Source organism: Paenibacillus tengchongensis (assembly GCF_008973665.1).
Taxonomy (GTDB): domain Bacteria; phylum Bacillota; class Bacilli; order Paenibacillales; family Paenibacillaceae; genus Paenibacillus_AQ; species Paenibacillus_AQ tengchongensis.
This window is the reverse complement of record NZ_WACP01000015.1, coordinates 65,891-82,359: the sequence shown is the minus strand read 5'-3', so window position 1 is coordinate 82,359 and position 16,469 is coordinate 65,891. Positions and strand designations below refer to the sequence as shown.

Here is a 16,469-nt window from a genome sequence, read left to right as displayed (position 1 = left end):
GTATGGATATTGCAGTAAAAGTTGACCAATTGCTAAATGAATATATGAGTAAAGAGTCTATTCCAGGATTAGCGGTAGGAATCGTACGTAATCATCAGATAATTTATACCAAAGGATTTGGTGTGAAAAATGCGGAATCGAAGGAGCCTCTTGACGAATACTCCTTGTTCCATATGGCATCTGTATCCAAAACTTTTGTGGCAGCCGGAATCATGCAATTGGTTGAACAAGGGAGCATTCATTTAGATTCCCCTGTGGTTGAACTGCTTCCCCATTTCCGGCTTCATGACGACAGATATAAGGACATAACCATAAGACATTTATTAAGTCACAGGTCGGCTATACCCAATGAGAAGGACCTGGAGTGGGATAAACCTCAATATGAAGAAGATGCCTTGGAAAAGTATGTAGCAGGACTTAAGGATAAAAAGTTGCTTCATAAACCAGGGGAGTCATTCTCTTACAGCGATACCGCGTATGAAATTTTGGGGGAGATCATTGCCAAAGTTTCGGGAATATCCTTTGAGCAGTACATGAAGGATAATATATTGAATGTTATAGGCATGAAAGAAAGTGACTTTTTTGTTCCAGCTGTCTCAAAGGAGTTACTTACCAGTCCCCATTTGCTGTATGTGGAAGGGCAGTCAGGCGCAAAGGTTAGCCGGATTTATCCTTACAACCGCATCCATAGTCCAAGCTCTACATTATGTTCCAATGTGGTGGAGATGTGTAACTACGCAATTGCCAATATCAATCAAGGCGAGTTCGAAGGACAACAGATATTAGCTCCGGGCAGTTACTCAGTTCTGTGGCAAGAAGAAATTGGTACCGGCTGGGGCGGTCATACAACAGAAATGGGATTGTCCTGGTTTTTAGGCGAGTATAAGGGGTACAGAGTAATGTCACATTTGGGCGGTGATACAGGATACCGGGCTGAATTTATGATTGCCCCCGATGCGGGAGCAGCCGTAGTAATCATGACTAACTCGGATTACGTTGCGACCGAGCGCATCTGTACAAGTATTCTGGATATTGTATTAGGTGAAGAGCCGGCGGATGTACGGAAATCTCTTGCCCATTCACTGGCCATAACTATGCTCAATCATAGCCCTCAAGCCGCATTCATGAAGTACAAAGAAATACAGCAGCATTCCATTGAGGAGTACATTATTCGCGAAGGTGAATTTGATGATATTGCCAGTCTGTGGTCCAAGGAAAAAAGAAATAAACAGGCGGTTGACTTACTCAAAATAGCGATAGACATATGGCCTGAGTCCTCAACTCTGAATGACAGACTGGTGAAACTCCAGCACGCGGATCAGCTATAAGAAACACCAATAAGAAATGTTCTATTCCTACCCATCCAGATGATTCTGGATGGGTATTTAGCCTTCCTTGGCTGAGCGTAACTATATATATTAATCCACAATGGAGAGTGAATGAATTGACGTATAACTATACGGCACATAAGGAAATAAGAGCTGAGCTGCGTTCGAAACTGAAGGATTTAAGAGAAACTGCCAAAAGAGAAACGAAGAGAGATATTAACGAACAAAAGAAAGTGATTTTCACAGAAGTGCGGAAAGGATACATAAATAATACATATGTGGAGAGACTTGTAGTTTTTTTAAGAGGGACAGGCTGCTCGCTTGTTAAAGAAACGGGGGGATGCACATTCTGCGGATTTTATAATGCGACTAATTTTGGAGTGAAGATTGCGGATGAGGATTATATTTCCCAGATCAAAGAAGTAATAGAGGATGCGAAGGTGAACTTTCATCAGTATCCTATTATTTGTCTGTATAATGACGGGAGTATGCTGCGGGAAGAAGAAATAAGCATTGACGGGTTAATAGCAATTATCAAAATCCTTAGTGAACAGGACACAGTGAAAAAGATCGTAATCGAAGGCAGGGTAGAGGATGTATCGGGGCAGAAGCTGGCAAAGATTAGAGCGGCAACCCATAAGGAACTGGAGATAGCCGTTGGTTTTGAGTCGGCGAACCCATTGATTAGGGATCTGTGTATAAATAAAAATTTTGACAACGCTGTATTTGAAGAAAATTGCTTCCGTGCACGCAGCCATGGTATCAGTATTATTCCTCTGTTAATGATCAAACCGCCATTCTTGACCGAAAAAGAGGCAGTTGAGGATTATATTGATAGCCTTGTCTTCCTGGAAAAATTCAAGTTTCAAAGAATTGATATGGAGCTGCCTACAGTTGAAGCGAATACCCTGGTTCATGAATTATGGAAGAGGGGAGAATACAAGCCCATAAGCTTCTGGTCGGTGATTAAAATACTTAAGGCAAGACAGCTACTGGAATTGAAAACACCTTTATACATTAGCCCGCCTAATTACTCGGTTTCTGCGATCGATCGAACTTCAAACTGTGATGTATGTGATCCATTAATCTTTGAAGCTATTGATAAGTTCAATACATTTGGAGAGATTTATGCGTTTGAATCCATTGAATGCTCCTGCAAAGCGGGTTGGGAAAGAAAAATAAAAGAAGAAGTTAAGGATGCAGATATTAGCAAGCGAGTGGAAGCATCGTTAAGAGCATTCTCCCAGGAGGAAGATTCTGCTGCCAAAGAAGACATTATGATTAAGTAAATTTAAAAGCCCCTTGGATCTTCAAAAAGTATACTCATTCTTATGAGAACGATCGGTAAAAATAATTATTTACTGATCGTTCTCAATATGGTAAAGTAATACCAGCAAATAATTTATTGCGGACTTATTAGAATGATTGGTCTCAAATGAAACGGATCATATTCACCCAATTAGGAGGGAATTAACATGAGTACAATTGCACTGGTCACAGGAGCAAGCAAAGGCATTGGCTTTGAAGTGGCCAAACAGCTGGGGGAGCAGGGGATAACGGTACTGGTATCAGCACGTACACTGGCTGACGCCGAGGAAGCGGCGCTCAAGCTGAAGGAGCAAGGCATTGATGCAGTCGGTGTGGAGCTTGAGGTGACGAACAGCGGGCACATTGCGAAGCTGGCGGAGCGGATTGCGGGCGAATATGGCAAACTGGATATTCTGGTGAACAATGCCGGCATCTGGGCAGAGGCGGGCAACACCGAAGGAGCATTTGAGAAGACTTTTGAGGTTAACACGTTTGCACCCTACCATATAACGGAAGCCTTGCTGCCGCTGCTGCTTAAGAGTGAGGCGGGGCGGATTGTGAACCAGAGCAGTGCCCTCGGCTCCATCGGATACATTCTCGGCAATGAGCTGGCCCGGCGCATCGCCACTCCGGCCTATGCTGCATCCAAGGCCGGGCTGAACATGCTCACAGCCTACTGGGCCCAGAAATATGAAGGAACTCCGCTGAAGGTGAATACTGTTCATCCCGGTCTGGTGAAGACGCGGATGGGCGGCGAGAAGGCCGAGCTCTCACCCGAGGAAGGCGCGAAGACGGCGGTCCATTATGCCACTTTGCCGGCGGACGGACCTACGGGCGGGTTCTTTTATATGGAAGACCGCCTGCCTTGGTAAGAAGGAATCTTGGCGTCCAGGTTGTATGAAGCGAAGATTGAAGAAAATGTTTTAGACGGGGGGCCGGCGGCCCCCCTTTTTTTTGCGTTATTCCGGCGCGGAGCTCCGGCATTCCGGGTGCCGGAGGTTATTTATTGGAGTTAAGTACAGTGTCCAAGCCGGAATCCGGGTGCCACAGGATCAACATATTGTTGCAGAAAGTGTACAATAGAAAGCGTAACCAATCAGTGTGCAGAGAGGACTGAACATGCGATGAAACGAACGGAAACCGATTTCCGGACGCTGCCGATGTGGAATGCAGAGCTTCCCTTGGAGCAGCGGCTGGATGATCTCCTGGACCGTCTTACACTTGAGGATAAAATCGGGCTGATGCCCACACGCCAGGAGGCGGTGCCGAGGCTAGGCATTACGGAGTATTGGGTCGGGGGAGAAGCCGCCCACGGCTTTGTGGCCCAGGATGGGCCTGCCACGGTGTTCCCGCAGACGATTGGCTTGTCTTCTACATGGAACCCGGAGCTGCTGCAGGAAATCGGCAGTGTGATCGGCGATGAAGCCCGGAGCTACTACCGGCAACGGGGCGGCCTCAGCGGCCTTACCGTTTGGGCGCCGACGGTGGATATGGAGCGCGACCCGCGCTGGGGACGCACGGAGGAAGCCTACGGCGAAGACCCGCATTTGACGGGGGTTCTGGCAACCTCGCTGATCCAGGGGATGCATGGGGAGCATCCTTACTACATTAAGCTGGCGCCTGCGCTCAAGCATTTCTACGCCAACAACAATGAACGGGAGCGGCTGCGCAGCTCCTCTTCGGTCGATCCGCGCAACCGGCGGGAGTATTATTTGAAAGCCTTTGAGCGGGCTGTCACCGAGGGCCGCGTGCATTCCCTGATGACCTCCTACAACTCGATCAACGGCACCCCGGCAATCGGCCATCCGGATGTAAAGGGCGTACTGAAGGAAGAGTGGCGCCTGGACGGCTTTATTGTCAGCGACGGCGGGGATATGTCGATGACGGTGAGCGAGCACGGGTATTGCCGGACCTACGCGGAGGCGGTTGCTTTTGCCATAAAGGGCGGCATAGACTGCGTAACCGACGACTCCGTGCTCGTCAAGAACTCGATCCGTGAAGCCCTGGAACAGGGTCTGCTGACTGAAGCCGAGCTGGACTGCGCCATCCGCAATGTGTTCCGCATCCGCTTCCGCCTCGGGCAGTTCGACCCGGACGAGCTGAATCCGTATGCGCAGATCGCGGAGACTGTCATCCATCATCCGGCCCATCGGGAGACTGCATTGAAGGCGGCCAGAGAAGCCATAGTTCTGCTCAAGAATGAGGCCGGCCTGCTCCCGCTCCGGCCGGATGCCATCCGCCGGGCTGCGGTGATCGGGCCGCTGGCCGACACGGTCTACCGTGACTGGTATACCGGGCACCCGCCGTATACGGTTAGCCCGCTGCAGGGCATCGTCGCGGCGCTGCCGGACGCTAGGGTAGACTTCCGGGACGGGGACGACCGGGTGTATCTGCGCTCCGTCCGCACCGACCGGTATGTCGGCACGAAGGGCTGGGGGAACGGCCTGCTGGTGGCAGACCGTGAGCATCCGTCTGCGGGCGAGCGGTTCCGCCGGACGGACTGGGGCTGGGGAGCAAATACGCTCCGCTCCCATGCCAACGGAAATTATGTTACCGCCGATGACAAAGGCGGGCGGCTTGCTGCCGAGGCCAGAGACATTTGGGGCTGGTTCGTGAAGGAGCGGCTGGAGCTTGTGCCGGGCGCAGACGGAACAACCGGAATCCGGACGTGGAGCGGCCGCAGCGTGTCTGTGGACGATGCTTCACCGGACCATGAACTGGTCCTGGCTCCATGGATAGCTCCGGGTGCAGGCGGCGCTGACGGCACTGATAGTGCTGATGCCATTGGCGGCAGCGAGGCCATTGATGGAGCAACTGCGGCCGATTCAGAAGGACACGGCGGCGGCCAGCCCCATCCGGACTGCCCGTTCACGGTGGAGACGGCCAGCTCCGGCATCGGGGAAGCTGTAGAAATCGCGAAGGCAGCGGATGTGGCGCTGGTCTTCGCGGGGAATCATCCGCTGCTGAACGGCAAGGAAGAGATTGACCGGCCCGGATTGACCCTGCCGGAATATCAGGAACGGCTCATCCGCGCCGTTCATGAAGCGAATCCGCAAACGGTGCTGGTCATTATCGGAAGCTACCCGTATGCTTTGGGTGATCTGGCGGAGCTGCTGCCCGCCATTCTGTACACCGCCCACGGCTCCCAGGAGCTGGGCACCGCCGTGGCGGATGTGCTGCTGGGCCGCTATAATCCGGCGGGACGGCTGAGTATGACCTGGTACCGGTCCGAAGAACAGCTCCCGGATATTATGGACTACGATATTATTAAGGGCAAACGGACGTATCAGTATTTCGACGGCAGTCCGCTGTATCCGTTCGGCTACGGATTGTCCTACAGCTCCTTCCGCTATTCCGGTCTGACCGTCGCTGGAGAGCGGCCGGCAGAAGGGGAGAGCTTTACTGTGGAGCTGACTGTGGAGAACTCCGGTCCTCTGGCCGGTGACGAGGTTGTTCAGCTGTATGTCCGTGCGGAAGAGTCCCGCGTCGTGCGTCCGCAGAAGCAGCTGATCGGCTTCCGGCGGCTGCATCTGCAGCCCGGCGAGAGCCGGAAGCTGGTATTCGGCATCCCGGTCTCCGAGTTGGCGTACTGGGATGTCACCCGGGACCGGTATTGCGTAGAAGCCTGCCGGTATACACTCCTCGCGGGAGCATCCTCGGAGGATATCCGGCTTACGGCAGAGTTGCCTGTGCAGGGCGAGACCGTTCCGCCGCGCGACTTATGCGGCTGGACTGCCGCTGAGAACTACGATGACTACGAGGGACTGTATCTGGATGAGTGGAAGGAAACGGGTAGCCTGGGCGATATTGAACCGGTGAAGGGTGTATGCATCCGCCCGGCTGGCGCCGCCGCTGCTGCCTGGGCCGGATATTTCGACACGGCATTTCCGCAAGAGGTTAGCGGCTTTGAAGCGCATGTCTTGTCCCATGGCGCAGGCGCAATCCGCGTGCGGCTCGATTCGCCGGAAGGTCCTGTCGCTGGAGAACTAAGGATAGAAGGCGCTGCCGCAGGCAGCCGCAGCGGGTGGCATACCGCAGCTTGCCCTGTCCGGCAGATGTCCGCCGCCACCCGGGTTGTCTTGGAGCTGGAGGGTGACATCCGGGTAAGCCGGTTCCGATTTGTAGCGGAAAAGGATGGAGACCTCAATTAATGATTGTAGTTTACTGGATAATCATGTATATTGAGTGTTAATAATTGTATAGTGATCGACACTAGGGGGGCCGCAAGGCTGAGACGAATGAACATTCGGACCCTTTGAACCTGATCTGGATCATACCAGCGTAGGGAAGTGGAGAGGCAAGAGTGAATATGGATGTATGCCTTCAGACGGCTTATTTCTGTTGTGTTTCTTGGCCGCCCTTCTTACCGGAGGGCGGCTTTTTTGCGTGTGCAGCAACGGGACCGCAGTGGTCTATCGTTCTGCTACAATCCAATCCTCTGTTACGGGAGAGTAATCAACATGATGAATCCAATACAAATCAGAAGCAGACCCGAGCTTCACCTGATCTCCTCCGGGAGAACCCCTATTTCCGAACTGTTAAAAGTGTCGGCGGCGGTACTTCCCTATGTGGACTATATCCACCTTCGCGATAAACAGCTCCCGGCCAACATGCAGTACGAGGCAGTACAAGAGATGCGCCGGGCCGGAGTGCCCGTGGCGTCTATAGTGGTCAACGACAGGCTGGATGTAGCGCTGGCCGCCGGCGCGGGAGGCGTCCAGCTGGCAGGCCATAGTCTTCCCGCAGCGGCGGTGCGTCCCATCGCCACAGGCATACGTCTGGGCTGCTCGGTTCATTCTCCGGAGGAAGCTGCGGCCGCCGCCGGAGAGGGGGCAGATTATTGTCTGTTCGGCCACGTCTATGATTCATCCAGCAAGCCTGGCTTCCCCGGCCGCGGGCTGGTGCAACTGGCCGAAGCTGTACAGGCCTGTTCTGTTCCCGTAATCGCCATAGGCGGGATAGAGCCGGGGAATGCGGGAGATGTCATCCGGAGCGGCGCACACGGTATAGCGGTGCTGTCCGGCATCTGGCATTCGCCGGACCCGGCGGGCCAGGCGAGAGCCTACCGCAGTGCAATGGATACAGCCTGGCTGGAGAGGGGGTGAGAAGATGAGGATTCTGCTGAATGGAAGAGACACGGTGCTGGAAGCGGAAGGGATGACGGTAGCCGACCTGCTCAGCAGCGGCCCATGGCGCGGCAAGCGTATCCTGGTGGAGGTGAACGGGGAGGTTGTCGGGAAGAGCGATTACGCTCATACCCGGCTGGCCGAGGGCGACCGGGTTGAACTGGTACATTTTGTTGGAGGAGGCTGATGGGCATGATTGAAGGCCCAAAGGACAGATACAGCAGACAGGAGCGCTTCTATGGAATCGGCCAGGAAGGACAGCAGAAGCTGGCCCGCTCCAAAGTGCTAATCCTGGGAGTCGGCGCACTGGGCTCCGCCCTGGCCGAAACTATGGTGCGCGCCGGCGCAGGCCAGGTAACGGTCATAGACCGGGATGTGGTGGAGTGGAGCAATCTGCAGCGCCAGAATCTGTTCAGCGAACAGGATGCGGAGCAGAGGCTGCCCAAGGCTGTGGCCGCCGCACGCCGTCTGCAAAGCGTGAACTCGTCGGTGAAGGTGGAGGGAATCGTCGCCGACGTGACTGTTGACGATATTGAAGAATACACGCGCGGGTCAGATCTGATTCTGGATGCTACCGATAATTTCGAGGCGAGAATGATCCTGAACGATATTTCGGCAAGGGATGGCATTCCCTGGATTTACGGCGGCTGCACGGGGAGCAGCGGAATATCCCTGACGGTGGTGCCTGGAGAGGGCGCCTGCCTGCACTGCCTGCTGGATGAGCTTCACCCGGAAGGGGAGACCTGCGATACGGCGGGAATTATCCAGCCTGCTGTACAGATGACCGCCGCTTACCAAACAGCCGAAGCCCTGAAGTGGCTGTCCGGAAGACAGCACGCGCTGCGGGGAACGCTGGTATCCTTCGATCTCTGGGAGAACCGGCATGTGGCGGTGGATACCTCGAAGCTGAAGCGAGCCGATTGTCCGACTTGCGGGAAGGAGCGCACCTTTCCTTTCCTGTCAGCGTCCAGTCACCCCAGGACGGCGGTGTTGTGCGGAAGAGATACGGTACAGATCCGCCCGCCCAAAGCCCAGAAGCTTGATTTGGCCGAATGGGGCCGGCGTCTGGCCGCCTACGGTCAGGTAGACTTTAATTCTTATACGTTATCGCTCCGTACCGGAGATTACCGGATTGCGCTTTTTCCGGATGGACGGGTGCTGGTCCATGGAACGAACGATACCGGGACAGCGCGGGCGCTGTATCACCGTTATTTTGGCTAAAGGACGGAAATTTTGCGAACAGAAAGGGTGCTACCCATGAATGATATATACCATAATGATGGATTTGAGATCGGCGGCAAGTCGCTGACCAGCCGTTTGCTGATCGGGACAGGCAAATACAGCCGGAACACGCTGATTCCCGAGGTGATTGCCGCGTCGGGGGCGGAGGTGATTACGGTAGCGCTAAGAAGGGTCAACCCGGACTGGGAGGAAGAGAATCTGCTTAACCACATTCCCCCGCACATGACACTGCTACCCAATACCTCCGGTGCCCGCTCGGCGGAGGAAGCTATCCGGATTGCCCGGCTGGCCAGGGCGGCGGACATGGGGAATTGGATCAAGATAGAGGTGATCAGGGACCAGCGCTATCTGCTGCCGGACAATCTGGAGACGATCAGGGCCACGGAAGTGCTGGCTGCGGAAGGGTTCGTGGTGCTTCCCTACATGAGTCCGGATCTGGGGGCCGCCCTGAGGCTGAGAGATGCGGGGGCCGCTGCGGTAATGCCGCTCGGTTCGCCCATTGGCAGCAACCGGGGACTCCGCACCAAAGAGCTGATTGGTATCCTCATTGAAGAGGCCGGACTGCCGGTCATCGTGGATGCCGGCATCGGCAGGCCGTCAGAGGCGGCGGAAGCGATGGAAATGGGAGCCGCAGCGGTTCTGCTCAATACAGCGATCGCCACCGCGAGGGATCCGCTCGGCATGGCGGAAGCGTTCCGTTACGCCGTGGCCGCCGGGCGGCGGGCTTATCTGGCAGGGCTTGGTGCGGTGCAGCAGGAAGCGGCAGCCTCATCACCGCTTACCGGATTTCTGCACGAATAAGGGGGGAGAGCATGAGCTTCTATAACAAGCTGCAGACGCTGCAGAGTTCTTCCTTGCCGGAACGGCTGCGGCAGGTGTCCGATGCCGATGTGCGGCGGGTTCTCGCGGCACGCAGCATCGGCGAAGCGGATTTGCCCGTGCTGCTCTCCCCGGCAGCCGGTCATTATCTGGAGGCGATGGCGCAGAGGGCGCAGCAGGTTACCCGGAACCATTTTGGCCATGTCATCCAGCTGTTTACGCCCATGTATGTGTCGGACTATTGTGTGAACCATTGCGAGTATTGCAGCTTCAGCTCCATTTACGATTTTCCGCGGCGGAAACTGGATATGGAGGAGGTGGACAGGGAGGCAGCCCGGATCGCAGCTGCGGGTATACGCCACATTCTGCTGCTGACGGGGGAATCCCGCAGGGAAACGCCCGTCAGTTACATGAAAGAGTGTGCCGGCGTGCTGCGGAGGCATTTTTCATCGATTGGCATTGAAGTGAATCCCTTGTCTGTGGCCGAATACGGGGAGCTTGCCCAAGCCGGGGTGGACAGCCTGACGCTATTCCAGGAGGTGTACCATCAGGAAACTTACAGACGGTTGCATATTAAAGGTCCAAAACGCAATTACCGCGACCGCCTGGAGGCGCCCGAACGGGGCTGCGCGGCAGGCTACCGCTCTGTGAACATCGGCGCTCTGCTCGGTTTATACGACTGGAGGCAGGAGGCTTACTTGACGGCCATGCATGCCGATTATTTGCAGCGTAAGTACCCGGACTGTGAGATTGGCCTATCCATTCCCCGGTTCCGTCCTTACCTGGGGGAGTATAACCCCGAATCGGAAGTGACAGACCGTGCCTTGGTCCAGATTATTCTGGCGTACCGCCTGTTCCTGCCGGCTGCAGGCATTACGTTGTCCAGCAGGGAGCCGGCCCCGCTGCGCGACAAGCTGGTGCACCTGGGCGTAACCCGGATGTCGGCGGGGGTGTCGACTGCGGTAGGCGGGCATGCCCTGGGCGGCGGAACGCCGCAATTCGAGATTTCCGACGGGCGCAGTGTGCCGGAGATCAGAGAGATGCTCTATAAGAACGGACTGCAGCCGGTATTCAAGGATTGGGAAATGCTTGTCTGATTGCCAGGAATACAAACAGCCAACCTTCTGTGATGAGGGTTGGCTGTTTGTTGTCATCATTCAGTTATAGATGGAATAGCCGCCTTTCCTGAATTCCTGCGCTTTCTGCTTCATTCCGGCGAGAACGGACGAAGCCTCCCCGTTCTCCGCATGGGCTTGCCGGGCGGCTTCGTCCCGGATATCCTGTGAGATGCGCATGCTGCAGAATTTGGGACCGCACATGGAGCAGAAGTGGGCGGTCTTCGCCCCTTCGGCCGGCAAGGTTTCGTCGTGATATTCCAGGGCACGCTCGGGATCCAGCGACAGATTGAACTGATCGCGCCAACGGAATTCGAAGCGGGCTTTGGACAGGGCATTGTCCCGCTCCTGCGCTCCGGGATGGCCCTTGGCCAGATCGGCGGCATGGGCGGCGATTTTGTAGGTGATGACCCCTTCGCGCACATCCTCCTTGTCCGGCAGTCCGAGATGCTCCTTCGGGGTGACGTAACACAGCATGGCCGTACCGAACCAGCCGATCATAGCGGCGCCGATGGCCGAAGTAATATGGTCGTAGCCTGGGGCGATATCGGTAGTCAGCGGACCCAGTGTGTAAAAAGGGGCACCATGACACCATTCCAGCTGTTTATCCATATTCTCCTTGATTAAATGCATGGGAATGTGGCCGGGACCTTCCACCATCACCTGCACATCATGCTTCCAGGCTCTTTCGGTAAGCTCACCCAAGGTTGCAAGCTCGGCGAACTGGGCCTCGTCGTTGGCATCGGCGATGGAGCCGGGACGCAGACCGTCGCCAAGGGAGAGCGCAACATCGTAGCTTTTCGTAATCTCACAAATTTCATCGAAATGAGTATACAGAAAGTTCTCCTCATGATGGGCCAGACACCAGGACGCCATAATCGCGCCGCCCCTGGATACAATTCCGGTCATCCGCCCTGCAGTCAGCGGAATATAAGCCAGCCGTACTCCGGCGTGAATGGTGAAGTAATCTACCCCTTGTTCGGCTTGCTCAATTAAAGTATCCCGGTAAATCTCCCAGGTCAGGTTCTCGGCCTTGCCGTTGACTTTCTCCAAAGCCTGATAGATCGGCACGGTGCCGACAGGAACAGGTGAATTGCGCACAATCCATTCTCTTGTCTCGTGAATGTGGCTTCCGGTCGACAAGTCCATAATGGTATCTGCACCCCATCTTGTAGCCCAGCGCATCTTCTCCACCTCTGCCTCGATCGAAGAAGAGACGGCGGAATTTCCGAGGTTGGCATTAATCTTGACCAGGAAGCGGCGGCCGATAATCATGGGTTCGCTTTCCGGGTGGTTGATATTTGCCGGAATGACCGCCCTGCCGCAGGCAACTTCCTCTCTGACGAATTCAGGGGAGACATTCTCGCGAATGGCGACATACTCCATCTCCGGAGTGATGATTCCCTTGCGGGCATAATGCAGCTGACTGACATTCCGTCCCTTCTTCGCCCGTAAGGGAAGGTGGCGTTCGCCAGCAAAGGTATCGGGTTCCATGAGGCTCACTTTGGAGTTCCGGACCGGCCTGCTTGATAGCTCCGTGTCACCATAAGGCTCGGTATCTTCCCTCTCGCAGATCCACGGCAAGCGCTGGGGCGCCAAGCCCAGCCGGATATCGGGATTGCCTACGCTGTCCGTGTACACTCCGCTGGTATCATAGACGCGGATGGAATCCTGCTGCTCTCCGGCGGCAGCCGGTGAAGCTCCAAGCCCAATCTCCCGCATGGGCACCCGGATATCGGGTCTTGAGCCCTCTACATACACTTTGCGGCTGCCCGGAAAAGCGCCTAAATTCACTTGGCCCTGGTGCAGATCATTACTCATCATTTCTTCCTCCAATCAAATGAATTCATAAGATTGCGCACAAAAAGCCGCTCCACGTGGAGCGGCTTTACTCATGATTGGCAGGAGCCCAGCATAAAGAAAGTCCCTCTCCACTTTCCTACGCTGGTATGATCCAGATCAGGTTCAAGGGTCCGGAAATGCAATTTTCCCGTCTCAGCCTATTCGGGCTCCCCTAGTGGATATCTTATTCAATTATTCTATAAGTTACTTTCAAATTAATATTTTGTCAATAGTTTTATCGAGGACAACACCCAATAAAAGTGGAATTTTCCCCAATAGCTGTAGCCTTATGCCTGCAAACCGCAGGGACTATAATGTGTATGCGGTTACAAAAAACCGAGACAGCAACTAAAAAGGGGAGGCAAAGTATGAAAAGTATGAAACGTACGATGGTTGGAATTTCCACAGCACTGGTTCTAACAACGGCGCTCGCAGCTTGCGGGGGGAATTCAAACTCTAACTCCAATTCCAATGCATCCGGCGGAAATGCCAGTCAGGCTCCAGCGGCAAACGCTTCCGAAGCTCCGGCTAAAGGCAGCGGTGAAAAGGTTACCATTAATCTTTGGAGCTTCACCGACGAAATTCCGAATATGACGAAAAAATATCTTGAAACTCATCCGGACGCGAACGTGGAGTTCAAAACCACGGTAATTGCGACGACCGACGGCGCTTATCAGCCTGCGCTTGACCAGGCCCTGGCGGCCGGCGGCAAGGACGCACCTGATGTTTATGCCGCCGAAGCGGCGTTCGTGCTCAAATATACGCAAGGCGACGCATCCAGCTATGCCGCTAATTATGCGGACCTGGGTCTTGATGACCAACTGGTGAAGGATGCGGGCATCGCCCAATACTCGGTGGATATCGGCAGCAGCACGGACGGCCAGTTGAAGGGCCTCGGCTATCAGGCGACCGGCGGTGCCTTTATCTATCGCCGCTCTATTGCGAAGGAGGTATTTGGCACGGATGATCCGGCTGCCATCAAGGCAGAGGTCGGTCCGGGCTGGGATAAATTCTTCTCGGCGGCCGAGAAGCTGAAAGCCAAGGGCTACGGTATTGTTTCCGGCGACGGCGATATCTGGCACGCAATTGAGAACAGCTCCGATACGGGTTGGATTGTCGACGGCAAGCTGCACATCGATCCGAAGCGTGAAGAGTTCCTGGATCTCTCCAAAAAGCTGAAAGACAACGGCTATCATAACGATACGACAGACTGGACGGAAGCCTGGTACGCGGATATGTCCGGCACCGGCGCACAGCCAATCTTCGGCTTCTTCGGTCCCGCTTGGCTCATCAACTACACGATGAATGGTCAAGTGAAGGACACCAACGGCGACTGGGCCGTTACCGAACCGACCACTGGCTTCTTCTGGGGCGGCACCTGGCTGCTGGCTAACAAAGATGTTACGAAGGATGATGCCAAGAAACAGGCGGTTGCCGATTTCGTGAAGTGGGTAACGCTTGATACATCCGAAACTGGTCTGCAGTATTACTGGGCCAATGGCACAATGAAGGAAGGCGAGCAGGGCACGAAGGACAGCGTTGCATCCGCCACTGTTATGGCGAAGTCCAACGGCGAAGTTCCATTGCTCGGCGGTCAAAATATGTTTGACGTATTCGTTCCCGCCAACGCCAATGCTTCGGGTAAGAACCTGACCCAGTATGACGAAACGATCAACAAGCTCTGGCGCGATCAGGTCCGTGAATACACAGCTGGCAACAAGGACCGCGACAATGCGATCAAGACGTTCAAGCAGCAGGTCAAAGACCAGTTGGGTATCGATAGCGAATAAGAAGGGCCGGAAGGGGCGGGGGAATCCCGCCCTTTCATATCAATAAAAGAGGTGAGAGCATGCGCCGCAAGGGTGTCAGCTATTCGAAGTACGGTTATATTTTTACCCTGCCATTTGTCCTGGCATTTCTGATCTTCTCGCTTTATCCGATTGTGTACACCGCGGTGATCGGCTTTACTGACATGAAAGGATTGATCCCGAAGCCGATTCACATCATGGACAATCCTTTTCAAAACTTCAAGGATTTGCTCTTTGACAATCCTACCTTCATCAAGTCTCTGACCAACACGGGACTGCTGTGGGTCCTCAATTTCGTTCCGCAAATGCTCCTGGCGCTGCTGCTTACGGCCTGGTTCACGAACAAGAGAATGAACATTAAGGGGCAGGGGGCTTTCAAGGTCCTGCTGTATATGCCCAATATTATTACTGCCAGTACGATTGCCATCCTCTTCAACAGCTTGTTTGCCTATCCGATGGGTCCTATCAACAGTTTGTTCGAGATGCTGGGGTGGTCCGACGCTCCGATCTTTTTCCTGCAGGATAAGACGACTGCACGCGGTATCGTGGCCTTCATCCAGTTCTGGATGTGGTACGGAAATACGATGATCGTCCTGATTGCCGGGGTCATGGGCATTAATCCGGCACTGTTCGAATCTGCGGCAATCGACGGTGCGAACGGGGTGCAGACCTTCTTCCGGATCACGCTGCCGAGCCTGCGGACAATCCTGCTGTTCACTCTGATTACTTCGATGGTCGGCGGTTTGACGATGTTCGATATTCCGCAGCTGTTCCTGGCCGGCGGACCGGATGATTCAACGATGACCACGTCCATGTTTATTTACGGGCAAGCCTTCAAGGGCAGCTATATGTATAACCGCGCTGCGGCAGCGAGCATGATAATGTTCCTGATCACGGCGGTACTGTCGTCGCTGCTGTTCTTCCTGATGCGAGACCGCGACGCAGCAAGGCTCAAGAAAGCGGAGAAAATGAAGCGCAGAGCGGCTCGGTCCGCTCAAGCAACAACCGCAAGGGAGGTGTAATCATATGGAGAAAATTAAAAGCACCGGAAACGTAAACCGGAAACTCACCAAGACGATTGTCTATATCGTCTGCATTCTGCTGGCGCTGCTCAGCATTCTGCCGTTCTGGATCATGTTCGTCAATGCCACACGCTCCACACCTGAGATTCAAAGCGGCCTGTCGCTGCTGCCTTCCAGCCATATGATGAGCAATCTGCGGGTGTTGCTGGACAAGAGCTTCGATCCGCTTCAGGGCTTCATGAATTCATTCATTATCTCCAGTGCGGCGACGCTGTGTACCGTCTATTTCTCGTCCTTGACGGCCTACGGCATCGTGGCCTATGACTGGAAGCTGCGGGGGCCATTCTTTACCTTCATCCTGTGTGTCATGATGATCCCTGCCCAGGCGAGCGCCATCGGCTTCTACCAGTTCATGTATAAGCTGCACTGGACGAACAGCTTCCTGCCGCTGATCCTGCCGGCCATAGCTGCGCCGGCGGTCGTCTTCTTCATGCGCCAGTATCTGCTCGCGACGCTCTCGCTGGAAATTGTGGAAGCGGCTCGCGTCGACGGTTCAGGCGAGTTTAAGACGTTCAACCGGATTATTCTGCCGCTGATGATGCCGGCGGTGGCGACACAGGCGATCTTTGCTTTTGTCGCTAACTGGAACAACCTGTTCATGCCGCTGATTCTCTTGACCCAGAAGGAAAAATATACGATGCCAATCATGGTCAGCCTGCTGCGCGGCGACATTTACAAGACGGAGTTCGGCTCCATTTATATGGGCCTTGCACTGACGGCATTGCCGCTGTTCGTGGTGTATTTCCTGCTGTCCCGTTACATTATCGCAGGCGTGGCGCTGGGTGGCGTCAAGGAATAG

13 protein-coding genes and 2 riboswitches are annotated in these 16,469 nt (G+C 54.6%); of the genes, 12 read left to right on the top strand and 1 reads right to left on the bottom strand.

Going from position 1 to position 16,469, the window contains the following annotated elements; translation table 11 throughout:
- Nucleotides 1-2 precede the first annotated feature (2 nt).
- From F1381_RS22430 to thiH, 9 genes are all read left to right on the top strand, one after another.
- On the top strand, nucleotides 3-1,328 hold the full coding sequence (locus tag F1381_RS22430; protein WP_151737081.1) for a serine hydrolase domain-containing protein: 1,326 nt from the start codon (nucleotides 3-5) through the stop codon (nucleotides 1,326-1,328).
- 116 nt (nucleotides 1,329-1,444) lie between these two features.
- Nucleotides 1,445-2,617 (top strand): radical SAM protein, encoded by a 1,173-nt coding sequence (locus F1381_RS22425; RefSeq protein ID WP_151737080.1) that lies wholly within the window; start codon nucleotides 1,445-1,447, stop codon nucleotides 2,615-2,617.
- A gap of 186 nt (nucleotides 2,618-2,803) precedes the next feature.
- Nucleotides 2,804-3,508 (top strand): SDR family oxidoreductase, encoded by a 705-nt coding sequence (locus F1381_RS22420; RefSeq protein WP_151737079.1) that lies wholly within the window; start codon nucleotides 2,804-2,806, stop codon nucleotides 3,506-3,508.
- Nucleotides 3,509-3,760: 252 nt separating this feature from the next.
- The gene (locus tag F1381_RS22415; protein ID WP_246188157.1) at nucleotides 3,761-6,787 is read left to right on the top strand and encodes a glycoside hydrolase family 3 protein; all 3,027 of its coding nucleotides are present in this window, start codon (nucleotides 3,761-3,763) and stop codon (nucleotides 6,785-6,787) included.
- A 53-nt stretch (nucleotides 6,788-6,840) separates the two neighbouring features.
- A riboswitch (TPP riboswitch) is annotated at nucleotides 6,841-6,941 on the top strand.
- 155 nt (nucleotides 6,942-7,096) lie between these two features.
- The gene (locus F1381_RS22410; protein WP_187355521.1) at nucleotides 7,097-7,741 is read left to right on the top strand and encodes a thiamine phosphate synthase; all 645 of its coding nucleotides are present in this window, start codon (nucleotides 7,097-7,099) and stop codon (nucleotides 7,739-7,741) included.
- 4 nt (nucleotides 7,742-7,745) lie between these two features.
- The gene (thiS, locus tag F1381_RS22405) at nucleotides 7,746-7,949 is read left to right on the top strand and encodes a sulfur carrier protein ThiS (protein WP_151737077.1); all 204 of its coding nucleotides are present in this window, start codon (nucleotides 7,746-7,748) and stop codon (nucleotides 7,947-7,949) included.
- Between the two features lie 5 nt (nucleotides 7,950-7,954).
- On the top strand, nucleotides 7,955-8,983 hold the full coding sequence (locus tag F1381_RS22400; RefSeq protein WP_222850475.1) for a ThiF family adenylyltransferase: 1,029 nt from the start codon (nucleotides 7,955-7,957) through the stop codon (nucleotides 8,981-8,983).
- A gap of 36 nt (nucleotides 8,984-9,019) precedes the next feature.
- A complete protein-coding gene (locus F1381_RS22395) occupies nucleotides 9,020-9,805 on the top strand; it encodes a thiazole synthase (RefSeq protein ID WP_151737075.1) in 786 nt (261 codons plus the stop codon).
- Nucleotides 9,806-9,816: 11 nt separating this feature from the next.
- Nucleotides 9,817-10,920 carry a 2-iminoacetate synthase ThiH gene (thiH, locus tag F1381_RS22390; RefSeq protein ID WP_151737074.1) on the top strand — a complete coding sequence of 368 codons (1,104 nt, stop codon included), beginning with the start codon at nucleotides 9,817-9,819 and terminating at the stop codon, nucleotides 10,918-10,920.
- Nucleotides 10,921-10,980: 60 nt separating this feature from the next.
- Here thiH and thiC read toward each other — a convergent pair whose 3' ends face one another.
- Nucleotides 10,981-12,759, bottom strand: coding sequence for a phosphomethylpyrimidine synthase ThiC (gene thiC, locus F1381_RS22385; RefSeq protein ID WP_281349945.1), 1,779 nt, complete (start codon nucleotides 12,757-12,759; stop codon nucleotides 10,981-10,983).
- A 98-nt stretch (nucleotides 12,760-12,857) separates the two neighbouring features.
- Nucleotides 12,858-12,964, bottom strand: a riboswitch (TPP riboswitch).
- A 184-nt stretch (nucleotides 12,965-13,148) separates the two neighbouring features.
- Between thiC and F1381_RS22380 the strand changes: the two genes are divergently transcribed.
- From F1381_RS22380 to F1381_RS22370, 3 genes are read left to right on the top strand one after another with little or no spacing between them, the layout of a single operon-like run.
- Entirely contained in the window at nucleotides 13,149-14,570 is a 1,422-nt protein-coding gene (locus tag F1381_RS22380) for an ABC transporter substrate-binding protein (protein WP_151737072.1), read from the top strand.
- 59 nt (nucleotides 14,571-14,629) lie between these two features.
- Complete coding sequence (locus F1381_RS22375; RefSeq protein ID WP_150269147.1) at nucleotides 14,630-15,610, top strand: carbohydrate ABC transporter permease; 981 nt, start codon at nucleotides 14,630-14,632, stop codon at nucleotides 15,608-15,610.
- 4 nt (nucleotides 15,611-15,614) lie between these two features.
- A complete protein-coding gene (locus tag F1381_RS22370; RefSeq protein WP_150269145.1) occupies nucleotides 15,615-16,469 on the top strand; it encodes a carbohydrate ABC transporter permease in 855 nt (284 codons plus the stop codon).